The 24,537-nt window shown below is 56.1% G+C and carries 20 protein-coding genes; 4 read left to right on the top strand and 16 right to left on the bottom strand.

All coding sequences use genetic code 11. The features are described from left to right. Nucleotides 1-12: 12 nt before the first annotated feature. Entirely contained in the window at nucleotides 13-987 is a 975-nt protein-coding gene (gene thiL, locus RZ35_RS08275; protein WP_026742882.1) for a thiamine-phosphate kinase, read from the top strand. Beyond that, entirely contained in the window at nucleotides 968-1,483 is a 516-nt protein-coding gene (gene pgpA / locus RZ35_RS08270) for a phosphatidylglycerophosphatase A (protein ID WP_026742881.1), read from the top strand. The genes thiL and pgpA overlap by 20 nt, the downstream gene beginning before the upstream one ends. Nucleotides 1,484-1,595: 112 nt before the next feature. Here the strand turns inward: pgpA and dxs are convergent, their stop codons facing one another. The 3 genes from dxs to xseB form a co-directional block, all read right to left on the bottom strand. Beyond that, on the bottom strand, nucleotides 1,596-3,458 hold the full coding sequence (gene dxs, locus RZ35_RS08265; RefSeq protein ID WP_026742880.1) for a 1-deoxy-D-xylulose-5-phosphate synthase: 1,863 nt from the start codon (nucleotides 3,456-3,458) through the stop codon (nucleotides 1,596-1,598). A 33-nt stretch (nucleotides 3,459-3,491) separates the two neighbouring features. Beyond that, the gene (gene ispA / locus RZ35_RS08260) at nucleotides 3,492-4,403 is read right to left on the bottom strand and encodes a (2E,6E)-farnesyl diphosphate synthase (protein WP_026742879.1); all 912 of its coding nucleotides are present in this window, start codon (nucleotides 4,401-4,403) and stop codon (nucleotides 3,492-3,494) included. Between the two features lie 7 nt (nucleotides 4,404-4,410). Continuing rightward, nucleotides 4,411-4,653, bottom strand: a complete 243-nt coding sequence (xseB, locus tag RZ35_RS08255) for an exodeoxyribonuclease VII small subunit (RefSeq protein ID WP_026742878.1) — start codon at nucleotides 4,651-4,653, stop codon at nucleotides 4,411-4,413. Nucleotides 4,654-4,888: 235 nt separating this feature from the next. Here xseB and thiI point away from each other — a divergent pair, with 235 nt between their 5' ends. Continuing rightward, nucleotides 4,889-6,337, top strand: coding sequence for a tRNA uracil 4-sulfurtransferase ThiI (gene thiI, locus RZ35_RS08250; RefSeq protein ID WP_026742877.1), 1,449 nt, complete (start codon nucleotides 4,889-4,891; stop codon nucleotides 6,335-6,337). Between the two features lie 59 nt (nucleotides 6,338-6,396). Here thiI and yajL read toward each other — a convergent pair whose 3' ends face one another. After that, nucleotides 6,397-6,987 carry a protein deglycase YajL gene (gene yajL / locus RZ35_RS08245; RefSeq protein ID WP_026742876.1) on the bottom strand — a complete coding sequence of 197 codons (591 nt, stop codon included), beginning with the start codon at nucleotides 6,985-6,987 and terminating at the stop codon, nucleotides 6,397-6,399. Beyond that, nucleotides 6,950-7,873 (bottom strand): 2-dehydropantoate 2-reductase, encoded by a 924-nt coding sequence (gene panE / locus RZ35_RS08240; RefSeq protein WP_026742875.1) that lies wholly within the window; start codon nucleotides 7,871-7,873, stop codon nucleotides 6,950-6,952. The genes yajL and panE overlap by 38 nt, the downstream gene beginning before the upstream one ends. Before the next feature lie 190 nt (nucleotides 7,874-8,063). Between panE and RZ35_RS08235 the strand changes: the two genes are divergently transcribed. Continuing rightward, a complete protein-coding gene (locus RZ35_RS08235) occupies nucleotides 8,064-8,555 on the top strand; it encodes a YajQ family cyclic di-GMP-binding protein (protein WP_026742874.1) in 492 nt (163 codons plus the stop codon). 48 nt (nucleotides 8,556-8,603) lie between these two features. On the opposite strand, the gene putA is transcribed toward RZ35_RS08235, so the two are convergent. From putA to RZ35_RS08180, 11 genes are all read right to left on the bottom strand, one after another. Further along, a complete protein-coding gene (putA, locus tag RZ35_RS08230) occupies nucleotides 8,604-12,383 on the bottom strand; it encodes a trifunctional transcriptional regulator/proline dehydrogenase/L-glutamate gamma-semialdehyde dehydrogenase (RefSeq protein WP_051625512.1) in 3,780 nt (1,259 codons plus the stop codon). A gap of 81 nt (nucleotides 12,384-12,464) precedes the next feature. Next, nucleotides 12,465-14,006: an amino acid ABC transporter permease/ATP-binding protein gene (locus RZ35_RS18525; protein ID WP_026742872.1), complete on the bottom strand. Its 1,542-nt coding sequence runs from the start codon at nucleotides 14,004-14,006 to the stop codon at nucleotides 12,465-12,467. A gap of 259 nt (nucleotides 14,007-14,265) precedes the next feature. Next, nucleotides 14,266-15,102: an ABC transporter substrate-binding protein gene (locus RZ35_RS08220; protein ID WP_081825707.1), complete on the bottom strand. Its 837-nt coding sequence runs from the start codon at nucleotides 15,100-15,102 to the stop codon at nucleotides 14,266-14,268. A 467-nt stretch (nucleotides 15,103-15,569) separates the two neighbouring features. Further along, nucleotides 15,570-16,949 carry an MFS transporter gene (locus RZ35_RS08215; protein ID WP_026742871.1) on the bottom strand — a complete coding sequence of 460 codons (1,380 nt, stop codon included), beginning with the start codon at nucleotides 16,947-16,949 and terminating at the stop codon, nucleotides 15,570-15,572. A gap of 145 nt (nucleotides 16,950-17,094) precedes the next feature. Further along, nucleotides 17,095-17,985 (bottom strand): heme o synthase, encoded by an 891-nt coding sequence (gene cyoE / locus RZ35_RS08210; protein ID WP_026742870.1) that lies wholly within the window; start codon nucleotides 17,983-17,985, stop codon nucleotides 17,095-17,097. 16 nt (nucleotides 17,986-18,001) lie between these two features. Beyond that, nucleotides 18,002-18,334 carry a cytochrome o ubiquinol oxidase subunit IV gene (locus tag RZ35_RS08205; RefSeq protein ID WP_026742869.1) on the bottom strand — a complete coding sequence of 111 codons (333 nt, stop codon included), beginning with the start codon at nucleotides 18,332-18,334 and terminating at the stop codon, nucleotides 18,002-18,004. Next, nucleotides 18,334-18,948, bottom strand: a complete 615-nt coding sequence (locus RZ35_RS08200; protein ID WP_026742868.1) for a cytochrome o ubiquinol oxidase subunit III — start codon at nucleotides 18,946-18,948, stop codon at nucleotides 18,334-18,336. Before RZ35_RS08200 ends, RZ35_RS08205 begins: the two co-directional genes overlap by 1 nt. Beyond that, nucleotides 18,938-20,932: a cytochrome o ubiquinol oxidase subunit I gene (gene cyoB, locus RZ35_RS08195; RefSeq protein WP_026742867.1), complete on the bottom strand. Its 1,995-nt coding sequence runs from the start codon at nucleotides 20,930-20,932 to the stop codon at nucleotides 18,938-18,940. Before cyoB ends, RZ35_RS08200 begins: the two co-directional genes overlap by 11 nt. 20 nt (nucleotides 20,933-20,952) lie before the next feature. After that, complete coding sequence (gene cyoA / locus RZ35_RS08190) at nucleotides 20,953-21,900, bottom strand: cytochrome o ubiquinol oxidase subunit II (RefSeq protein ID WP_026742866.1); 948 nt, start codon at nucleotides 21,898-21,900, stop codon at nucleotides 20,953-20,955. 419 nt (nucleotides 21,901-22,319) lie between these two features. Further along, nucleotides 22,320-23,789, bottom strand: coding sequence for a muropeptide MFS transporter AmpG (gene ampG / locus RZ35_RS08185; protein WP_026742865.1), 1,470 nt, complete (start codon nucleotides 23,787-23,789; stop codon nucleotides 22,320-22,322). 51 nt (nucleotides 23,790-23,840) lie between these two features. Then, the gene (locus RZ35_RS08180; protein WP_026742864.1) at nucleotides 23,841-24,419 is read right to left on the bottom strand and encodes a lipoprotein; all 579 of its coding nucleotides are present in this window, start codon (nucleotides 24,417-24,419) and stop codon (nucleotides 23,841-23,843) included. Between the last annotated feature and the right edge of the window lie 118 nt (nucleotides 24,420-24,537).

Here is a 24,537-nt window from a genome sequence, read left to right as displayed (position 1 = left end):
CCTGGACGAGATATGGTTGCTGGTGAATTCGATCTGATTGCTCGTTATTTTGACCGGGTGAGAACAACGCGCCGGGACGTTGAACTGGGCATCGGAGACGACTGCGCGCTGCTGACGGTGGCTGATAAAACGCAGCTGGCGGTCAGTACCGACACGCTGGTTGCCGGCGTACACTTCCTGCCGGACATCAATCCGGCGGACTTGGCCTACAAATCTTTGGCCGTCAATCTCAGCGATCTTGCCGCTATGGGCGCCGATCCGGCGTGGGTGTCCCTTGCCTTAACACTGCCGTCTATCGACGGCGGCTGGCTGGAGGCCTATAGCGACAGCCTGTTTGAACTGCTTGACTACTACGATATGCAACTGGTTGGTGGAGACACCACCCGCGGCCCGCTGAGTATTACCATGACGATTCAGGGGCTGGTGCCCGCCGGACGAGCCTTGCGGCGCGACGGCGCGCATGTCGGCGACTGGATCTACGTCACGGGGACGCTGGGCGATAGCGCTGCGGGTCTGGCTATTTTGCAGGATCGCCTACAGGTCGAGGACGACGAACGGCGACGCTACCTGCTGCAACGTCATCTGCGGCCTCAGCCGCGCATCCTGCAAGGGCAGGCGCTTCGCGGCCTGGCTCATTCCGCCATCGACCTGTCCGACGGTCTGGCTTCCGATCTCCGCCATATCCTTGCCGCCAGCCAATGCGGCGCACACATCAATCTGGATATGCTGCCGTACTCCGGAGCGCTGCAACAGTCGGCGGATGCCGACTGCGCCAGACGCTGGGCGTTGGGCGGGGGAGAGGACTATGAGCTTTGCTTCACCGTGCCCGAGCTGAATCGGGGCGCGTTGGATATGGCGCTCAGCCACCTTGGCGTGCGCTACACCTGCATTGGACAGATGTGTCCGGCAGCCGAAGGGCTGCGTTTCTTCCAACAGGACGAACCTGTCGACATCGATCTCAAAGGCTATGACCACTTTGGGGAGTGAAAATAAAGGTTCGCGTGAGGCGAAAAGCCGCCTGCGAATGCTGAACCCGTGGCATTTTCTGGCGACCGGGTTGGGAAGCGGACTCTCGCCCTGGATGCCGGGAACGGCAGGATCGTTGGCGGCGATCCCGTTATGGTATCTGATGATTCTGTTGCCGTGGCAGCTGTACTCGCTGGTGGTCATGTTCAGTATCGGCATCGGCGTTTACCTGTGTCAGCTTACCGCGAAAGACATGGGCGTTCACGATCACGGCAGTATCGTGTGGGACGAATTCGTCGGGATGTGGATTACGTTGATGGCCGTGCCGTCCATGCATTGGGCATGGGTGGCTACAGGATTCGTGCTGTTTCGGCTCCTCGATATCTGGAAGCCCTGGCCCATTCGCTGGTTCGACCGAAACGTGCATGGCGGAATGGGGATCATGGTGGACGATGTGATTGCCGGCGTTGTGGCGGCGTCCCTGATCTACCTGTTGGGTCACTCTCTGCCGTGGTAAGCGTGCGCCNCCACGTGCGCACGTTCTTTTGCTCTGCCGTTTCCGATTGAGACTCCGGATATTCCCCACCTGACGCAGTGATGTCGGCGGGGAACCTGCGCCGAGCCTGAGATCAGGCCAGCCATTCCCGAATGCGTTGTTCAACGCCCGCCGCATCCAGTCCCAAGTCGGCCCGGATTTCCTGCTGCGACCCCTGAGAAATAAAGCGATCCGGCAGGCCCAGATTCAGAACCGAAACGGGGCGGCGATTCGCCATTACCCATTCGTTCACGCCGCTGCCGGCTCCGCCCATCACCGCATTTTCTTCCAGCGTCACCAGCGCGTCGTGGTTTGCCGTCAGTGTGTCCAGCAGCTCCACGTCCAGCGGTTTGACGAAACGCATATCGACCAGCGTCGCATTCAGCTTTTCCGCCGCCTGACGCGCTTCAGGCAGCAGCGTCCCGAAGTTGAGAATAGCCAGCTTTTCGCCTTCACGGCGCACAATGCCTTTGCCGATAGCAATGGACGCCAGCGGCGTCAGTTCTACGCCCAGACCGCTGCCGCGCGGATAGCGAACGGCGACCGGCCCATCCTGATAGTGATAGCCGGTGTGCAGCATGAGGCGACATTCGTTCTCGTCGCTCGGCGTCATGATCACCATATTAGGGATACAGCGCAGGAATGAGAGGTCGAACGCGCCCTGATGCGTCGGTCCGTCGGCGCCGACAATGCCGCCGCGGTCGATGGCGAACAGCACTGGCAGCTTTTGAATGGCGACGTCATGAATGACCTGATCGTAGGCCCGCTGCAAGAAGGTGGAGTAGATCGCGACGACCGGCTTGTAGCCGCCGATCGCCAGTCCGGCGGCAAAAGTGACGGCATGCTGTTCGGCAATCGCCACATCAAAATACTGCTTGGGATATTGGCGGGAGAACTCGACCATTCCGGAGCCTTCGCGCATGGCGGGCGTGATCGCCATCAGCTTACTGTCGCCCGCGGCGGTTTCCGTCAGCCACTGGCCGAAGATTGTGGAGTAGGTCGGGAGCGCTTCCTTGCTCTTCGGCAGCATCCCGCTGGCAGGATCGAACTTGGGTACGGCGTGCCAGCTGATAGGATCCTGCTCGGCGGGCGCATAGCCACGGCCTTTCTTGGTCATGATGTGCAGCAGTTGCGGCCCTTTCAGGTTACGCATGTTTTTCAGCGTCTGCGTCAACACGTTGACGTCGTGACCGTCGATGGGGCCGATGTAGTTGAAGCCGAGCTCCTCGAACAACGTGCCGGGCACGACCATCGCCTTGAGATGTTCTTCGGTGCGGCGAACCAGCTCTTTGATGGGGGGCATGCCGGACAGCNCTTTTTTGCCCCCTTCGCGCAGCGTGGAATACAGTTTGCCGGACAGCAGCTGCGCCAAATGGTTGTTCAGGGCGCCCACGTTTTCAGAGATCGACATCTCGTTGTCGTTCAGCACCACCAGCATATCCGGGTCGATATCGCCCGCATGGTTCATGGCTTCAAACGCCATCCCCGCGGTGATGGCGCCGTCGCCGATCACGCATACGGTACGACGGCCCAATCCCTCACGGTCGGCGGCTACCGCCATGCCGATGCCTGCGCTGATGGAGGTGGAGGAGTGGCCGACGCTTAGCACGTCGAACTCGCTCTCTTCACGCCAGGGGAACGGGTGCAGGCCGCCTTTCTGCCGGATGGTCGCAATACGCTCGCGTCGGCCGGTCAGAATTTTGTGCGGATAGGCCTGATGGCCCACGTCCCAGATCACGTGATCAAACGGCGTGTTGTAGACATAGTGCAGAGCCACCGTCAGTTCTACCGTACCGAGACCGGAGGCAAAATGCCCGCTTGAACGGCTGACGCTGTCCAACAGGTATTGCCGAAGCTCATCGCACAGTTTCGGCAGACTTTCTTTGGGCAGCAGGCGCAGTTCGTCCGGGGTTTCCACCAGCGCCAGCGTGGGGTATTTCGCTATATCAAGGGTCATCGGATACTCATTAAGCGGTGTCTTATGTTGAAATTATTTATCGCGTTCAACGATGTAACTCGCCAGCGCCCGCAGCGGCGCAACGTCCAGCCTAAGGGAACTGACTTTGACCAGATCGTCTAGCGCCTCCAGAGAGTCCTGATAGAGTCGCTGCGCCTTGTCTTTCGCCTTCTCCAACCCCAACAGCCCCGGGTAGGTGCTTTTACCCAATTGCTGATCGGCTCCCTGGCGTTTGCCGGTGGTGGCGCTGTCGCCGACGACGTCCAGAATGTCATCCTGTACTTGAAAGGCTAAGCCGATGGCGGCGGCGTAACGGTCGAGACAAGGCAATGCCTCTCGGCCCACTTCGCCCGCGGCCAGCGCGCCCATCCGTATGGCGGCTCGGATCAGCGCTCCGGTTTTGTGACTGTGGATCTGTTGCAGCGAGGCTAAATCGACCTGATGCCCTTCGGCGACCAAATCCAGCGACTGGCCGCCGCACATGCCCGCGACGCCGCTGGCCTGCGCCAGTTCGGAGACCATCGCCAGACGGTCGCGGTCGCTGACCCGCGGCATCGGCGCATCCGCCAGAATCGAAAACGCCAGCGTTTGCAGCGCGTCTCCAGCCAGGACCGCGCTGGCTTCGCCGAACCGAATGTGGCAGGTCGGCTGGCCTCGGCGCAGATCGTCGTTGTCCATCGCAGGCAGGTCGTCGTGAATCAATGAGTAGGCGTGTATACACTCGACGGCCGCCGCTGGCGCGTCCAGACTTTCCAGTTTCAGTCCGAAAAGCTGTCCGGNCGTATAGACCAGAAACGGACGTAGCCGTTTACCCCCCAGTAATGCCCCATAGTTCATAGCGTCAACCAGCGGAGTATTCTGAAATGGCAGGGCGGCGATAAACTGACTCAGCGTGGCGTCCGTGCGCCGGTGGTGGGCACGCAGTTGCTCAAAGAATTCTGTCATAGCGTGACTACTCGTTGTCCGGGGTAAAAGGCGTCAAGGCCGCTTCGGGTTCATCGTTGAGCAGGATTTGCACGCGCTGTTCCGCCTGCTGCAACTTCAACTGGCCTTGACGCGCCAGCTGAATCCCTTGTTCAAACGCCTGCAGCGCCTCTTCCAACGGCAGATCGCCTGACTCAAGTCGGGCGACGATCTGCTCCAGATCGTTCAGTGAACTTTCGAAACTCACGGGTGGTTCGTTTTTTTTCGGCATAGTCGGTTTGGGNCCTGTTCCTACATATCGGCGCGCAAAAGGGGGCCGTAGCTCGTCGTGCCGCATGGTGCATTTGTGCGGTTAAGACGCGCCGTATGCCGCAATTAAGTGATATACTCCGCGCCCTGGATGCTATTGGTAAGACCGCCGGAGCAACGTCGGTCTTACCGATAACGTGATTTTAGCCTCAGGGTAAAATTATTTACGCCTTTACGATCAAGTAACGACAGCCACCATGAAGTTTATCATTAAATTGTTCCCGGAAATCACCATCAAAAGCCAATCTGTGCGGTTGCGCTTTATCAAAATCCTCACAGGGAACATCCGAAACGTTTTAAAACAGTATGATGAAACGCTGGCGGTTGTCCGTCACTGGGATCATATCGAAGTTCGTGCTCAGGACGAAAGTCAGCGCGTCATTATACGTGATGCCCTGACGCGTATCCCGGGGATTCACCATGTCCTCGAAGTGGAAGAGCACGACTATACCGATTTGCACAATATCTTCGAGCAAACGCTGGCCATGTACCGCGATCAGGTGGAAGGCAAAACCTTCTGCGTGCGGGTCAAACGTCGCGGCAAGCACGACTTCAGCTCTCAGGACGTTGAGCGTTATGTCGGTGGCGGCCTGAACCAGCACATCGAGAGCGCGCGCGTCAATTTGACCTCGCCGCAGGTTACCGTGCATCTGGAAATCGAACAGGATCGTCTGCTGCTGATTAAAGGCCGCTACGAAGGGATTGGCGGCTACCCGATCGGGACGCAGGAAGATGTACTGTCGCTGATTTCGGGCGGCTTCGACTCCGGCGTGTCCAGCTACATGCTGATGCGTCGCGGTTGCCGCGTGCACTTTTGCTTCTTCAATCTGGGGGGCGCCGCGCATGAAATCGGCGTTAAGCAGGTGGCGCACTATTTGTGGAACCGCTTCGGCAGCTCGCATCGCGTTCGCTTCGTCGCCGTCGATTTTGAACCGGTGGTGGGCGAAATTCTTGAGAAAGTCGACGACGGCCAGATGGGCGTTGTGCTGAAACGTATGATGGTGCGGGCGGCCTCGAAAGTGGCCGAACGCTATGGCGTGCAGGCGCTGGTGACCGGCGAAGCGTTGGGACAGGTCTCCAGCCAGACGCTCACCAATCTGCGTATGATTGATAACGCGACGGATACGCTGATTCTGCGTCCGCTGATTTCGCACGATAAAGAACACATCATCAATATGGCGCGTCAGCTGGGCACTGAAGATTTTGCCAAGACCATGCCGGAGTATTGCGGCGTGATCTCCAAGAGTCCGACGGTTAAAGCGGTCAAAGCGAAAATCGAACACGAAGAGAGNCACTTCGACTTCGATATTCTCGATCGCGTCGTGAGCGAGGCGCGCAATCTGGATATTCGTGAAATTGCTGAGCAGACCACGCAGGAAGTGGTGGAAGTCGAAACGGTGGACGCGTTCGCCGCCAACGACATCCTGCTGGATATCCGTTCGCCGGATGAACAGGACGATCGTCCGCTGACGCTGGAACAGGTCGAAATCCGGTCGCTGCCGTTCTATAAGCTGGCGACCCAATTCGGCGATCTGGACCAGAGCAAAACCTATCTGCTCTATTGCGAACGCGGCGTGATGAGCCGTCTACAGGCGCTTTATCTGCGCGAGCAGGGCTTTAATAATGTGAAGGTGTATCGCCCCTGATTGGGCGAAGCGATGTAGGTAAAAAAAGGCGCTTCGGCGCCTTTTTTAATGCATGAAAATCAGTCCTGATAATTGTAGATGCCCGGGGGCAGCACCAGCTGAGCGGCTACCTCGGCCGCCTTTGCCTTGCCGACCAGCAGGNCAATCAGTTTCAGGGCGAAGTCGATGCTGGTGCCCGGTCCCTGGCTGGTCAGGAGGTTGACACGCGGGTCGAAGGCGACGCGTTTGTCGAGCCATTTCTCTTCCGGGATTTGCGATTTCAATCCCGGATAGCCGGTCATATTCCCTACCGGGAAGAGCTGATGATACTCCAGCACCACGGCGGGGGAGGCGCAGATCGCGGCGACGATGTTGCCCTCCAGATGCGTCTGGCGCAGGCGTTCGATGAGCAGCGGGCTGTCGCGAAAGCACTCAGCCCCTTCCAGTCCGCCCGGCAAAACCACCGCGTCGAAGGCGCGGTCAGCCACGGCCACCAGCGGGACCTCCGCCAGAATACGGACGCCGCGCGAGCAGATGATGTTCAGATCGCCGTCGCCGGCGACGCTGGCGGTCGTCACCTGAATCCCCGCCCTGACCAGCAGGTCAATCGTGGTGACCGCTTCGATTTCCTCGCTACCAGGGGCCAGGCAAACCAGTACCGATGCGCTCATATTCACTCTCCTTTTGCTTAATCTGTTCGAACAGGCGGCGATTTTCCGGCAGCGTTAAGCCGTGAGCTCGTCCGCGTTTCAGCAGGTAGCCGGTAATGTAATCAATCTCGGTGTGCCGCTGCGCCAATATATCCTGCAGCATTGAGGAGGTATTGGCGGCCGTGTTGTGGATGATCTGATGGATATAGAGTAACAGGCTTTCGGTCGAGGTGTGCAGGCCCTCCCGGTCCATGACCTGCGCTATCTCCTGGCACAGCGCCGTCAATGCCTGCGCATGGAACGCCAGCTCACCGTTGGTGCAGCGCAACAGCGCGGTCAGCGGGTTGATCACGCAGTTGGCGGCCAGCTTCAGCCAGCAGGTAGCGGTGATATTGTTATGCCAGGCCACGTCCGGCAGGGCCTGTTGCAGGATTTCCGCCAGCGAGCTCTGGTCGTCAATGTCATTGACGCCGCCGATACTGACGCGGCCGATATGGGTCGTGCCTGCGGCGATATGGGTGACGGCCGTGCGATCGCGGCGTGCGGCGTGGGTGGTGATGCCGGCCAGCACCGGTTGGGTTAACGTCGGAAGTTCTTCCAGCGTTCCCATGCCGTTGTGCAATAGCAGGATCGTACAGTTCGGACGCAGACGCGGCAGGAGGGTGGAGACGGCGTCAGAGACCTGCCAGGCTTTGAGCGTCACCAGCAACAGCTCGCTCTGCGCCAGATGTTCGGGATCGTTGGCGGTGAGATTCAGGTTGCGGTGCTCTCCGTTGAGCGTGATCACATTCACCGGACAGTAGGGACGGGGAATGCGCAGCCAGCCTTGTACGTCGTGCCCTTGCTGATGAAGCGCTGCAAGCCAAAGTTGCCCGATAGCGCCGCAGCCGAGGACGGTAATATTCATGCCTCTCTCCCAGGGTAAAATGAAAATGTGATCTACATCACTTCATACATGATAAGCCATCGCTCATTGGTTTGTCCGGCGTATTCGCCGCCTGCGCTTGGCGTTCTGTATCGTGCTCCTGCGTGCATTTTGCTTATGACTGGCGAGCAGGTATCATGCTCGGCAGCCTTTTTGTGTCAGGAGATAAATCATGCCATCTTTCGATATTGTTTCGGAAATTGATATGCAGGAAGTCCGCAATGCGGTAGAGAATGCGTCACGCGAGCTGAGCACCCGCTGGGATTTCCGCAACGTGCCCGCCAGCTTTGATCTGAATGAGAAAGCGCAAACCATCAAGATGGCGAGCGAGTCCGACTTCCAGGTTAAGCAACTGGTGGATATTCTGCGGGAGAAGCTGGCCAAACGTGGCATTGAAGGCAGCGCGGTAGAGGTGCCTGAAGAGCTGGAGCACAGCGGTAAAACCTACAGTGTGGAGGCCGGGCTGAAGCAGGGAATCGAGACGGCTCAGGCGAAGAAACTGGTCAAGCTGATCAAAGACAGCAAGCTGAAAGTTCAGGTGCAGATTCAGGGCGAGCAGGTGCGAGTGACCGGTAAGTCCCGTGACGATCTGCAAAGCGTGATGGCGCTGGTGCGCGGCGCGGATCTGGGTCAGCCTTTCCAGTTCAATAATTTTCGCGACTAAGCGGACTTCTCCCAGAAGCAAAAGGCCAGCTAAGCTGGCCTTTCTGTTCTAAAGCGTCATCAGACGCGTATTGCCTCCCGCCGCCGCCGAATTGGTGCAGACTGCGCGCTCAATCAGCAGGCGCTCAAGCCGAATGGCGCGGTCTCCGCTGCTCAAGCCCTGCACCGATACGATCGGGCCGTGTCTGGCGGCCAACTGAGTACAGACATTCTGTAGCGAAACGGCATTACCGTGATGGATAACCGCGTCGAAAGGCTGTTCGTAAAGCGTCGAAGCGGGCGCGATGTTGATAGCCGATTTAACGTCAGTGGGCAGCTTTTCGTAGAGCGCAATGTTCATGGAGGCGTCCGGCCACAGCATTTTGCCGCCCACGCTGGCGACGGCCGCCAGTTGAATCAGCAAATCCTGGGAATTCAGCGCCAGCCCCAAAACGCGTTCTCGGGGCAGGAGCCGGTAGTCGTTATCTTCGCCGGTGGGGCCGGGAAGCGCGCTAACGGTATACCCGGCGCTATTTTCTTTGAACGTTTTGCAACAGTGCAGCAGCTCGCTGTTTTGCTGCTGCTCCGCCCACGCTTTCAGTGCCGTAAAGGCGTTGAAGGTGCCAGGCTCCGTCGGCATGGCTTCCGGTCCGGCGACTGCGGTGTAGCGCAATCCTCGCAGCGAGGCATCGGCAGGGCACTGGCTTAGCAGACGATACAGGTACAGCGGCCCGCCCGCCTTGGGGCCGGTGCCGGAGAGTCCCTCGCCCCCGAAGGGCTGAACGCCGACCACCGCGCCCACGACATTACGGTTGATGTAGACATTGCCCACTTTGATGTTTTCCGTCACTTTATTAATGGTGCGGTCGATGCGGGAGTGAATGCCGAAGGTAAGGCCATATCCCAATGCGTTGATTTTATTCACCAACTCCGGCAACTGGCGGCTGTCGTAACGCAGTACGTGCAGCACGGGGCCGAACACCTCTTTTTTCAAATCTTCGATCGCGTTGATTTCAATGAGCGCGGGTGTGATGAAGTAGCCTTGCGCATCGTCTGCGGCGTCGCCCATCGAGGTATGACTGGCTTGAAACACGGGGAAGCCTTTGTCCCGCATTAAGCTGATGTGCGCGCGGATTCCGCCCATGGCTTCTTCATCGATAACCGGACCGATATCCGTGGACAGCTGTTCAGGGTTGCCCATCTGATATTCGACCATCGTGCCGCGCAAGGCTTCGAGCAGCGGCTCGGCGACGTCATTCTGGATACACAACAGTCTTAACGCGGAGCAGCGCTGACCGGCGCTATCGAACGCGGAGGTCATGCAGTCGATAATGACCTGCTCCGGCAAAGCGGACGAGTCGACAACCAGGGCATTGATGCCACCGGTTTCCGCAATCAGGGGAATAGGACGTCCGGCGTCGTCCAGGCGTCCCGCAATCTTTTGGTTTATCGATAGGGCGACGGCGGTAGAGCCAGTAAACATCACCCCTTTGACGTTCTCGTCGGCGATCAGCGGCTCGCCGACGGTTTCGCCTCGTCCCGGCAGCATCTGCAAGACGTCGTTTGGAATACCGGCTTCGTGCAGAATATTCACGGCAAGGTAGGCGATAAGCGGCGTTTGCTCGGCCGGTTTGGCAATCACCGTATTGCCGGTCGCCAACGCGGCGGCTATCTGGCCGGTGAAAATGGCCAGCGGGAAATTCCAGGGGCTGATGCAGACGACGACGCCCAGCGGCACGTGGCTGTCATTTTCGAACGTCTGCTGAACCTGCAAGGCGTAATAGTTGAGAAAATCCACGGCTTCGCGAACTTCGGCGATGGCGTTGCTGTAGGTTTTTCCCGCCTCTCTGACCAGCACGCCGATGAGTTCGCCAATGCGTTGCTCCATCAATTCGGCGGCACGGATCAATATTTCCGCACGGTCCGAGGGCGCAACGGCGGACCACTGACGCGTCGCCTGTTGCGCGGCAGCCAGCGCATGAGCGACATCGATGTCGGTCGCTTCGCAAACGGTGCCTACGATATCGCGCGGGTTCGCCGGATTGATGATATCGATTGGCGTCCCAAGTGGGGAACCTGTCGCCGTGAGGGGCTGCGCATGAATTTTCTCCTGCGAGCTGTGCGTCAGGGTTGTGAACAGTTCATGCAAACAGACTTCGCTATACAGGTTCAGCCCCCGCGAGTTCTCTCGGGATGCGCCGTAGATATGTCGCGGCAACGGGATGCGGGGGTGCGGCAATCCGAGCTGGCTTTCCGTTTTCGCTAGCGCTGCGACGACATTGACGGGGTTTGCGATCAGGCTGTCGAGAGAAACGTTCGGGTCGGCGATCTGATTCACGAATGAACTGTTGGAGCCGTTTTCGAGCAAACGACGGACCAGATAAGGCAGCAGGGTTTCGTGCGAACCGACCGGCGCATAGATGCGGCAGGGGCGATTCAGGCGCTCTTCGCCCACGACTTCCCGGTAGAGCGGGACGCCCATGCCGTGGAGGCACTGAAACTCATACTGATGCGGGGTAACGTTTTCCCCCGCCAGATAAAAGATAGCCGCCAACGAGTGAGCATTGTGTGTCGCAAACTGGGGGTAGAACAGTTCCGGCTCGGACAAAAGAGCTTTCGCGCAGGCCAGAAAGGAAACATCGGAGTAGACCTTGCGCGTAAACACCGGATACGCGCCAAGGCCGGCGACCTGCGCGCGTTTGATTTCACTGTCCCAATAAGCGCCTTTCACCAGTCGTACCCGCAGGCGGCGCTGGGTTTGTCGTGCCAAATCTTTCAGGTAGTCGATCACGCTGAAGCAGCGCTTCTGGTAGGCCTGGACGACGAAGCCGATGCCGTCCCAGGACTGTAGTTCCGGCTCTTCACACAGCCGCGTCAGTAAATCCAGCGAGATGTCGAGTCTGTCGGCCTCTTCGGCGTCAATGGTGATCGGCACATCATAGGATTTGGCGAGGAGCACCAGCGACTTCAGCGTGGGATATAGCTCGCTGAACATCCGTTCATACTGGTGCAGCGTATAACGGGGATGCAGCGCCGAAAGTTTGAGTGAAAACTCCGTGCCGTCATAAATGCCTTTCCCCTGGCTGTGCTTGCCAATGGCGTGCAGCGCTTCCTGACAGCGTTGAACGTAGTTGTCGGCGTCTCGCTGGGTCAGCGCCGCTTCGCCCAGCATGTCAAAGGTGTAGGTGAACCCGGCTTTCTCGATGGGAGTGATCGACTGCAACGCCTGCGAAATAGTTTCTCCGGTGACGAAATGTTCGCTCATGACATGCATAGCGACGTCCATCGCTTTACGGATCAGCGCGGAAGAGGCGGTAGCGATAATCGTATTCATGCTGTGGGACAAGGCGTGCTTGTCGCCATAACTAACGACCGAACCGGTGACGAGCAGTCCCCACGTCGCGGCATTGATAAACAGAGATGAATTTTTACCCAGGTGAGACTTCCAGTTCTGTCCTGAGAGTTTGTCGCGAATCAGTAGGTCGCGGGTGTCGTCATCCGGTATACGCAATAGGGCTTCGGCCAGACACATCAGCGCGACGCCTTCTCGTGAAGACAGGGAGTATTCCTGCAACAAGTTCTGGATCATCGTTTCGCGATTTTTACTGACTTTCTTCTTACGTAACGATGAGGCCAAGGTATAGGCCAATTGATGGGTCTTTTGGTCTATGTCGTCAGGTATGTTAAGGGTCTCAAACAGAGAGGACACCACTTCCTGCTCAGGTTGGTCCCAGACCAGCGCGATGGCTTGTCTCTTGTGATCTCTGGAGGTCCAATGCGTAGATAATTCAGCGAACGGCGAAACTTTTTCTCTGTCCATAACATCATCTCTTACGGTATCGATAGCCATAGTAAACCTCACGTTACTTAATCTTAGTCTACGGCGGGAAAGCAGCCGCTACGGTGAATTTAGCCCGTCCATCGTTCTTGGCTATAGCGCGAGTGTCGTTAGCGCACTCTTCTGATTGTGGAGAAATTTCACTAATCTCTCGTCCGTGGAATGCAGGATGTCATTCGGTGAACCGACGGCGAGAATCTCACCTTCTTCCATAAAGACGATGCGATCGGAGATTTTGAATGCGAAGGACATTTCGTGCGTCACGATCACCATCGTCATCCCCTCGTTAGCGAGGTCTTCAATGACTTTCAGCACATCGCCGACCAGCTCCGGGTCCAGCGCCGAAGTCGGTTCGTCGAACAGCATGATGGAAGGTGTCATCGCCAGCGCACGGGCGATCGCCACGCGCTGTTGCTGGCCGCCGGAGAGCTGGTGGGGGTATTTGTGCGCGTGTTCAAGCAGCCCGACTTTCTTTAGCAGCGTTAACCCCTGAGCCAGAATGTCGTCTTTGGCGCCGGTATGATGGTAGAGCGGCGCGAACATCACATTTTCCAGCGCGGTCATGTGCGGGAAAAGATAGAACCCCTGGAAAACCATGCCGATTTTCTCGGCCTGCTGGTAATAATGTTGCGTCGGCCTGCCGTTATCCGTGGGGTGAAGGAAAGGCTGGTCATCCAGTAATATTTTCCCCGCATCGAGCGACTCCAGACCGTTCATGGTCCGAATTAACGAGGTTTTTCCCGAACCGGATGGGCCGATGATGGCGATCACTTCGCCTTTTTTGATCGCCAGGTTGATGTTTTTCAGCACCGGTTTATTGCCGTAGCGTTTGCAGATGCCTTCCAATGCCAAAGTTACGCGGTGCTTGTCGCTGGCATATTTGCGGGCGGACTGCGGCGCGGGAGCGGGCGGTTGCGCCTGTAGCAAGGCGAGTTCGTGATCGCTTAAACCCCGGGCTTTTCTGCCGCTGGTATCGAGCCATTTTTCCAGCGCGGTCACCAGCCGGTCGAAGACGGTTACGATGAAGATGTAATAGCACGACACGGCGAGCAGCGTTTCGATGACCTTGAAGTTCTGGGTATACAGTCGTTGTCCCACCAGAAGAATTTCCCCTAATGAAATCACGGACACCAACGACGTCAGTTTGACGATGACGATGAATTCATTCGCCAACGCGGGAAGCGCGATGCGCATCGCCTGCGGAATGATGATGCGCTTCTGTATACCGGCATAATTGATATTGAGGGATTTCGCCGCTTCCAGTTGCCCTTTGTGCACGGACATCAACCCGCCGCGATAAATCTCAGCGATAAACGCGGATTCGCACAGCACCATCGCGATCAGACCGGAAATAAACGGCGATGACAGAAGATCTGACGTCGAGGTAAAAAATTGCGGCAGGTTATAGATCAGGATAATCAAAACCAGGAGCGGTAAGCTTCTGAAAAACCAAATATAGACCTTGGCGAGAGCGCGTAGAAACAGGAAATGGGATTGTTTCGCCAGCGCCAGAATGAGGCCCAAAATATTGCCGCCGACCCAGGAGGCGACGCTGAGCGCAATCACGACGAGCGTGGCTTGCCAGAAGTCAGAATAAGAGAACAGTTCAAAGAAATAATGAGTATCAAAATCCATAGTTTATCCTGTGATGAAATTGACGCTGGCATCAGCGATCATGCATCTGGATGGTTCACCGGAATAACACGCATGATGAATAGCGACGACCGTGCTTTCTGTTCGCGATGATATGACGACGGCGAATCGGCGACGTCCTGTTCGCTACGACGGCATAAGCCGTAAAATCCGGTCAAGGCGCAAAGGAAGCCTGACTGATGATGCCCTTTCCCACACGGTCAGACCTCTGCACATGTGGGGAAGGGAACGGGATAATGATCTATTGCAGCGTGCCGTTTAACGCGGCCTGTACTTCGTTGGGGGAATACGCCTTTAAATTGTATTTTTCCAATAGCTGCTGGTATTCCGGTGATTTGATGACCGTCTGGACGGCGGTATTCAGGCTGCTGAATTTCTCTTGGTTGCCTTTTTTCACGCCCAGTCCAATCAGAATGGGATAGACGATGCCGCTGCTGACCGTCAGTTTCTGAGTTTTGTTGGCGACGTCAAAAGCCACCGCCGCATCGTCAAACTGGACGTCTACCGCGCGTGACAGCACGGCCTGACTGGCTTCAGGCGCGGTGGGGAATTCACGGATATCGATGGGCTTTAGCCCTTTATCCACGCACAGCGTCTTGGAACCCTGCGACATTTTCAACACCCATGCCGCCCCGCTGATGGAACTGACTTTTTTACCGCACAGCATGCCAAGTTCCGTTGGCTGAAACGGGTCGCCTTTTCTCGCGATCAGAACGCCGCCGGTTTTGACATAGGGAATAAAATCGATCTGTTTGGCGCGTTCAGGCGTGATGTAGAGTGAAGACGCGATCACGTCAAATTTGCCCGTATTCAATCCCATAATCAGGTTGGCGAAGCGCGTATCGATGAACTCGGGCTTGGTTTTGAGTTCTGTTGCCACGAGCTGGATGAACTCGGCATCGAACCCTGCGGGCTTATGATTATCGAGATAGTTATAGGGAGGATAGGTAAGGTCGGCGCCGACTTTCAGCGGTGCGGAAAAGGCCGGGGCGTTCGACAGGGCGCTGAGTGCGGCGCAGAAATACAGAGCCTTTCTGAGCGTAAAAAAAGCAGAGTTGAAAGGTTTTTTCCCAGTCATGATGATTTCCTTATTGTGCGGTAAGTCAGCCTGCTGTGTGGGTGCGATTCCTATTTGTTAAGCATATACCGTGCCATTTTATTGCCTCGTTCCTCTGCACGGCTCCCCGTCTGCAATGCGGCCAACGAATAGCGACAAGGCAGCGCCCATTGTTCGGGATAGTTAAGAAAAATTAATCAATATAGCTCCGGCGATCTTGGGTTTGCCAGACGCGCGGCAGAGCGGGAATGTCGTCTGTCTCAGCCTCAATGTGCAAATGAGCGGTTCTAGGAGGAACGGGATATGTCTCTTCGTTGTGCGTCTGCACAAGGGCGGTGCATCGCATGGNGCAACGGACGCGCAGAAAAAGGTGCCTGAATTAACGGGTTTTTTGGCTTGAAGAGGGAGGAACGCCCCTCGATAAACGGGGCGTTTTACGCTTAGGTGAGAGAGGCGATGGCACAATCGACACGGTCAGCACATCGGTATTAGACCGACGCCGATGCGGTATGGAGCCACTGCTCCAGTGTCTGACGGTTGGTCTGTTTGTTGTCGATTTTGACATAGGCGCTGAACTCGTGAGGCACAATGATGACCTCGGCGACGCCCGGCAGGCCGCGCATTTTTTGCTCCAGCTGAGGGTCTTGCAGCGTTTGATCGGACAGGGCGATCCGCAGGCTGCTGAGATAGGGCGGTTCCTGCATCGTAAAGCTCAGTATCAGCCAGCCGAGCGCGATGATGACGCCGGCGCTAAAGACCAGCGCGGCGCCGTGCAAGTCAAACAGCGCGCCGCCCAGACTGCCGCCAATCGCAACGCCGATAAACTGCGTGGTGGAGTAAACGCCCATGGCGGTCCCTTTGTATCCGGCCGGGGCCTCTTTACTGATCAGCGAAGGTAGCAGGGCCTCCATCACATTGAATCCCAGCAGAAACAGCTGAATACCGATGATAATTCGCCACAGCTGGTTGGTATCCGCACTCAGCAGTACCAGTTCGGCAGCGATCAGAATGACGATGCAGACGACAAATACCTGCTTCATGCGGCGCTTCAGCTCGGCATAAATGACAAAAGGCACGACGGCGACGAATGAAATCAGCATTGTCGCCAGATACACTTTCCAATGATCCTGAGGCGGAAGTCCCGCTTGCTCCATTGCGCGCGGCAGCGCCACGAAGCTCGACATCAGGAGAATATGCAGGCACATGATGCCGATATTCAGCTTCAGCAGTCGGCTATTTGCCAGCACCTCTCTGACGCTGCCGCGCACAATCGCCGACTCACGATTCAGCACGTGCTGTGCGGCGTTCGGGATAAAGGCGAGCGTGATGATTATCGCGATGACGGAAAGCATCGCGATCCCCCAGAAGAGCGCATGCAGCCCCAGCGCGTGGGTGACGATAGGGCCGACCACCATTGCGATGGCGAAGGTGACCCCAAAACTGACGCCAATAAACGCCATCGCTTTGGTGCGGTTCTGTTCCCGCGTTAAATCCGACAGCAAGGCCATGACCGCAGCGGAGATTGCTCCCGAACCTTGGAGTGCGCGGCCGAGAATAATGCCCCAAATAGAGTCGCTGAGAGCGGCGATAACGCTACCGATGGCGAACATCAGCAGACCGCCGACGATGAGGGGTTTTCGGCCGATGCGGTCTGACATCAATCCGAATGGAATTTGGAAGATCGCCTGCATTAAGCCATAGATACCGATGGCGACACCGATCAGGAATTCGCTGGCTCCTTGTAACGCCATACCGTATGTGGTCAACACCGGGAGGACCATGAACATGCCCAGCATGCGAAGTGAAAAGACCGTTCCCAGCCCCCACGTGGCCCTTAACTCGGCAGGCGTCATTCGGTTATCGTTCATCTATACCTCGGGTGTTTTTCTGGCTCTATTTTAGAGCCTCTTGCGCACGCGCGTAAATGCGCGTTTCGTTGCCTGATTTGCGGAGTCGGAGAGAAATAAAAAGACAGACGGCATGCCGTCTGTCTTTTTCTGCAAGCTGACGTCCTTAGCGGAGGTAAGTCAGCATCGCTTCCTGAGCGGGCGTAATAGAGTCGATCGACATCATCACGCTCAGCGAGGTGATGGCGACAATCGAGAACACGAACAGCTTTTTGGCCCAAAGGCGATCGTCATTCAGGTTTTTATAACCAGAGAGCGCCATGCCCAGCCACCACAGGCTGACCGCCGCTGCGACCACAAGATATTTGTATCCGGCGTAGCCGCCCAGAGAGAGCATCAATGTGGCGATCATAAACGCCAGAATATACAGCGTAATATGATGCTTCGCGACGGAGATCCCTTTCACCACTGGCAGCACTGGAATATTCGCGGCCTGATAGTCTTTGAAGCGGAAGATAGCGATAGCGTAAGAGTGGGGCATCTGCCACAGGCTGAAAATCAGCAGCAGGATCAGCGCGCCAGCGTCGAACTGGTTGCTGACGGCGCAGTAGCCGATGACCGGCGGAGCCGCGCCAGACAGGCTGCCAATCAGCGTGCCGTAAACAGAATGCCGTTTCATGTAGAGGCTGTAGACGCCGACATAAACAATGAAGCCAATTACCGCCAGCCACATGGCTAGCGGATTGGCGGCGACATACAGCAAGGCAAAGCCCGCAATACCCAGCAGCGCGGCATAAGCCAACGTTACCTTCAGCGAAATCAGCCCTCGCACCAGAACGCGGTTTTTGGTCCTCTCCATTTTTTTGTCGATATCGCGGTCGATCACGTTGTTGAAAACGCAACCGGAAGCCACGACCAGCGACACGCCGAGGAGCGTCGCTATAAACAGGGGATAATCAATGCTGCCGTTGGCCGCGAGTAAAAATCCCCCGATGACAGAAATCAGGTTGCCAAAAATAATGCCCGGCTTGGTGACCTGTAGGTATTGCTTAATCATCATGGTGACGGTCCAGTTACTGAATCATCATGTTGTGATGGGTGTTCCACATAATCCATATAGAACCCCCAACTACAATCGCGATAATCAGGGCGGTAAAGACAAGCGCGACAACGTTCCAGCGCTCTTGCGACGACGTGTTCAGGTGCAGGAAGTACACCAGATGGACCAGAATCTGTACGACGGCGCAGCCGACCACGGTCAGCATAATGATGTGCGTCGCCGCGGCGTCGGTCATCACCATCGCGAAGGGGATCACGGTGAGGATAATCGACAGGATAAAGCCGGTCAGATAGGACTTGACGGTGCCGTGGCTGGCACCCGCACTGTCATGCGTAGAATGGCTCATTACATCGCCCCCATCAGGTAAACAACGGTGAAGACGCAGATCCACACCACGTCCAGGAAATGCCAGAACAGGCTGAGGCACATCAGACGGGTTTTATTGGTCGCGGTCAGACCGCGGCGTGAGACCTGAATCATCATGATAACCAGCCAGATCAAACCGCTGGTGACATGAATACCGTGTGTGCCGACCAGAGCGAAGAAACCGGACAGGAATGCGCTGTGATCGGGTCCGTATCCTTCCGCAATCAGATGATGGAACTCATAAAGTTCCATACCGATGAAGATCAGACCAAACAGGAACGTCATCGCCAGCCACTGGTTAACCCGCGACTTATCGCCCTTGTTCATGGCGATCATCGCCATGCCGTAGGTGATGCTGCTGAGCAGCAGGGCAAAAGTTTCGACCAGCACGAACGGCAGTTCGAAGATCTCTTTGCCCGTCGGGCCTCCGGCAACGCCATCGACCAGGACGGCGTAGGTGGCGAACAGCGAGGCGAACAGGATACAGTCGCTCATCAGGTAGATCCAGAAGCCGAAGACTTTCGTCGCTCCCGCATCGTGATGCCCATGCTCTGCATGGGCGGTATTTGTGTGACTCAAAGTATCAGTGGACATTTTTCNCGCCTGCCTTGCTGAGTTTCTCGAAATTTGCGTTTTCAATGCGCTCGATTTCTTCCACGGGAACGTAGTAGTCCACGTCCTGATTGAAACTGTGCACAATCCAGGTCGCTATCATGCCGACGAAACCGACGGCGGCGAGCCACCAGATGTACCAGATCATGGCGAATCCGAAGACCAGAGCGAAGGCGGAGATGACCAGGCCCGCGGCAGTGTTCTTAGGCATATGAATCTCTTCATAGCCGCCGTTTGGTCGGCGATAAGCCTCGCCCTTCTCTTTCTCTTCCCAGAACGCATCACGGTCATGAACCTGCGGGACGACCGCAAAGTTGTAGAACGGGGCAGGGGAGGACGTCGCCCACTCCAGCGTACGCGCATCCCATGGGTCGCCGGTCAGATCGCGGTTCTGTTCGCGGTCGCGGATACTGACGACGAACTGAATCAGCTGGCACAGAATACCCAGCGCGATCAGCGCGGCGCCGGCGGAAGCAACCAGCAGAAGTGGGTGGAATTCCGGATTGATCTGCTGGCTCAGGCGACGGGTCATGCCCATGAAGCCCAGCGCATACAGCGGCATAAAGGCGACAAAGAAGCCGATAATCCAGCACCAGAAGGCACGCTTACCCCAGGTTTCGTTCAGGGTGAAGCCAAAGGCTTTCGGGAACCAGTAGGTGATCCCTGCGAAGCAGCCGAACACCACGCCGCCGATGATGACGTTATGGAAGTGGGCGATTAGGAACAGGCTGTTGTGCAGCACGAAGTTCGCGCCCGGTACGGCCAGCAGTACCCCGGTCATCCCGCCGATAGAAAAGGTGATGATGAAGCCGATAGTCCACAGCATCGCCGAGTTAAGCTGAATGCGGCCCTGATACATGGTGAACAGCCAGTTGAAGATTTTCACCCCGGTCGGGATGGAAATAATCATGGTGGCGATGCCGAAGAAGGCATTCACGTTCGCGCCCGACCCCATCGTGAAGAAGTGGTGCAGCCACACGATAAACGACAGCACGGTGATGGCGATGGTCGCCCACACCAGGGACGTATAGCCGAACAGCCGTTTACGACAGAAGGTTGCGGTCACTTCGGAGAACACGCCGAAGACCGGCAGCACCAGGATGTACACCTCAGGATGGCCCCAGGCCCAGATGAGGTTGATATACATCATCATGTTGCCGCCCATATCGTTAGTGAAGAAATGGGTGCCCAGATAACGGTCCAACGTCAGTAACGCAATGGTGACCGTCAGGATAGGGAATGCAGCGATGATGAGAACGTTGGTGCACAGTGACGCCCAGGTGAACACCGGCATCTTCATCATGCTCATGCCGGGCGCGCGCATTTTCATGATGGTGGCGAAAAAGTTCACGCCGGTCAGCGTGGTGCCTAGCCCGGATATCTGTAGACTCCATATCCAGTAGTCGACCCCGACGCCGGGACTGTACTCCTTACCCGAAAGGGGAGGATAGGCGACCCAACCCGTCTGAGCGAATTCGCCCACGCCCAGCGAGATATTGACCAGGATGACTCCGGCGACAAACATCCAGAAGCTGAGTGAGTTCAGGAAAGGGAAGGCAACGTCACGAGCACCGATTTGCAGCGGAACGACCAGGTTCATCAGGCCGACCACGAACGGCGTCGCCACAAAGAAGATCATGATCACGCCGTGCGCGGTAAAGATCTGGTCGTAGTGATGAGGTGGCAGGAAACCTGCTTCACCTGCCGAGGCCAGAGCCTGCTGAGTACGCATCATGATGGCGTCGGCGAAGCCACGCAGCATCATCACCAGCGCGACGATAACATACATGATGCCGATTTTTTTATGGTCGACGGTCGTGAACCATTCGGTCCACAGCCATTTCCATTTGCCAAAATAGGTGATCAAGGCCAGCAACGCCAGCCCACCTAGAATAATTGCTGCCACGGTGACCATGATAATAGGTTCATGGTACGGAACCGCATCAAGAGTTAATTTTCCGAACATCGTATTATCCCTCGGCTCCTTTAATGAGAGGAGTGCTCGCTCATGTCCATGCCTTCATGAGATTGCATGCCTTCATCTTTCGGCGCGCTTTCTGCATGGTGCTGCATGTGCATTTCGTTGCCAGTAAATTTAGTAATCACCTGTCGGAACAGGTTCGGCTGTACCTGCGAGAAGTACTCGACGGGATGGTATTCACTGGGGAGAGCCAGTTTTTCAAATTCGCCCATGTTGCTCAACGTATGGGAGGACTGACGCACCGTATTCACCCACTGGTCAAACGCTTGTTGATTCGGCGTCGCGATAGCGGTGAATTTCATGCCGGAAAAACCTTTGCCGCTATAAGCACCGGAAATACCGTCGTACTTGCCGGGTTCATTCGCAATCAGGTGCAACTGCGTCTGCATACCGGCCATGGCGTAAATCTGTCCGCCGAGGCGAGGGATAAACAGCGAGTTCATGACGGAGTTTGAGGTGATTTTGAACGAGACGGGAACGTTGGCCGGGAAGGCGAGTTCGTTCACGCTGGCAATACCCAAGTCGGGGTAAATAAACAGCCATTTCCAGTCAAGCGATACGACTTCGACGTTAATGGGTTTGACGTCGGAATCCAACGGTTTGTAAGGATCAAGCTGATGGGTTGTCTTCCAGGTAATGGTGGCGAGGATGACGATGATGATGATGGGTACTGTCCAAACAACGGCTTCGATCTTGTTGGAGTGTGACCAGTTTGGCGTGTATTTGGCCTTATCGTTGGAAGCTTTGTACTTCCTGGCAAATACGATAGTCATAATGATCACGGGGATGACAACGATCAACATCAGCCCGAGGGCAGTCAGTATTAGCGAACGTTGTTCAAGCCCAATTTGTCCTTTGGGGTTCATCAGTGCCATATCACAGCCGTTAAGGAGCAGGGTGGCTGCAAATAAAGAGAACATCCCCAAAAATTTATTGTATTTCCTGAGTCTCATCTAGCGACCTCAATGACAAGGGGCTCTATCTGTTATTCACGCGAGCGGGCATTTTACGGGAAGGTTACCACACTGTAAACATGATTAAAGTGTTGTCAGTTGCTTGTTGCTCTGATTTTCTCTTTGTGTCACCAGTGTGGAGGTTTGTGAAAAAATATAATTAAAAACAGTGGGTAATAGTTTCTACAGAAAATGGCATGTCCGTATGAAAAATGACAACGCGTCCTCAAAATTATCGTGCCACCGTTATTAAGGTCTAGTGCGAGATGACGGTTTGTCAACGTAAAAAAGGTGGAAAAAGAAGATGACGACGGCCGAAATACAACGGCCATGCGATGTCGGCTGTGGATAACATTGGGTCGGGAGTATGAGAAAAAAGGCAAGAAGAGGCTGCTATGACGCAGCCTCTTTAGTACTGCTTACGTACGCCTGAGCGACAGATAATCTAATAGACTGCCCATAATGAGTCCGATCGCAGCCAACGCCACGCCCATGGTCATTAACGCTTCAGCCGCCGATGATCTATGCAGCCATCCCAGTGCGAACATACCCCAAACCGCCGCCCCGAGCGCGAAGCATGCGGCGCCGGAAAACAGCGTGCGCACCGCCAGCGTATACCCGCGAGAGTAGGCGCGTCGCGGCAGAAAATCATCGTGAGTCTGGGTGTATTCCAGCGTGCGGCGGCACAGTAAGAGCAGCAGCAGACCGGGGAAAGAGATCCCGACAGAGAACAGATAAAACCAGGCCCAGCCGTAATCTTCGACGAACCAACCGGCCAGCGGACCGACATAAACTCGGCCCACGGAGGCCAGAGCGGACAACAGGGCGAACTGTGTGGCGGAGAACGATTTGTTGCACAGGGCCATCAGCAGAGCGACGAACGCCGCCGTCCCCATACCGCCGCACAGGTTTTCAATGAAAATGGCGGCGCCCATGGAGAACAAATGCTTGTCCGTGATCGCCAGCAGCCAGTAGCCCGCATTGGAGACTGCCTGCAACAGTCCGAAAATCATCAGCGCCCGGAAAAGCGACCAGCGCTGCATCAGTATCCCGCCGTATAACGCGCCGACGATGGTGGCGAAAAGGCCGAGCGTTTTATTGATAAGGCCGACATCGCCAGCATCGAAGCCCACGCCGCGAATAAGAAACGTGGTGCTCAGGCTGACCGCGAAGGCATCGCCGAGTTTATAAAAAATTATCAGCAGCAGAATCAGCCAGGCGTTATTACGACCAAAGAAATCACGCAGCGGCGCCATCACGGCCTGTTCCAGCGAACGCGGCGCGGGCTGAGTATTGTTCGGCTCCGGGGCCAGCCAGGTCGCCAACGTACATAGCAGCATCAGACCCGCCATCAGCCAATAAGTTGACTGCCAACCCAGCAGGCGGTCGGCAATCCACAGCGCCAGCCCGCCGGAGACCAGCATCGCCAGCCGATAGCCCAGCACGGAGACCGCAGCCCCACTGCCGCGCTCCTGTGGAGGCAATAAATCTGTTTTATAGGCGTCGAAGACAATATCCTGGGATGCGGAGAAGAAAGCGATAACGACGGCTAGCGCCGCCAGCCACCAGAGATCCTGCGCGGGGGTTAATGTCCCGATGGCCGCAATAGCCGCCACGAGGCCCAATTGCGTGAGCAGCAGCCAGCCGCGACGTCGACCGAAGAAAGACGGCGTATAGCGATCCATCATCGGCGACCAAAGGAATTTAAAGACATAGGCCTGGCCGACCAACGAAAAGAAGCCGATGGTTTTGAGATCGACGTTCTCCACGGTCATCCAGGCTTGTAGCGTGCCGGAGGTCAATGCCAGAGGCAGGCCCGAGGCAAAACCCAGAATAAGCAGGATCAGTGAATTACGTTGCTTGAAAAGCGTAGGGAGCTGACTAGGCATGCAACATCCTTTTACTTGCCCCGGGGACGGGGCAAGGGAACCTGCGTAAAATTAATGGGCGTTGGTTTTGATGAATTCGTTGACGCTAGTGTCTTGCGCCATATCGCTGATCACATCGCCTAATACCTGATTCACCGCAGTGGTGATCTTGTTGTTGGTGGCCGTCAACGCACCTTGTACATTGTAAGTGGAGCGGTAGTTTTTGACCTGCTTATTGCCATTGGCGGCTTGAGCGATGATCGAAATATCCGCTTTGGTGGTGATGGTGTAGCGCAAGTTGCCTTCAGTGACGTCAGCATACAGCGTATTCACCACAATTTGCAGCGCGACCGGACCGCCGGTGCCGATCATGTAGCCGCGCGCGGACATCTGTTTCTCTAATGCTTCCTGCAACAGGAAACGGAGATCGCGCGAGGGGAGCAGTGTGACTAACTGACTATCGCGGTTCACTTTAGCCAGTGCTTGATCTTGACGCAGATCGGCTCCGTTAATGCTTATTGTCACGCCCATCAGGCTGGGATCCTGAGAAGGCAACGCGATGTTAGGGTTAATATTTAGCGTATTACCTTTGCCTGCGCAGCCCGCCAGCGCCATGATGGCGAGCAGCGGAAAAATAATTTTTTTAAACATGCGAATGTTCTCAGTAATAATAAGAAGGTTAAACGTTAAAAACGCGCGATATCATACCATTGACTTAGGCAAGAGAAAGAGCGGTGAATCGTCCGCGTCGCAAGTTCTTCGCCTGTAG

It is taken from the genome of Lonsdalea quercina subsp. quercina, from assembly GCF_000688655.1.
GTDB lineage: Bacteria > Pseudomonadota > Gammaproteobacteria > Enterobacterales > Enterobacteriaceae > Lonsdalea > Lonsdalea quercina.
Note: the sequence above shows the minus strand (reverse complement) of the source record. Positions and strands in the feature narration are given on the sequence as shown.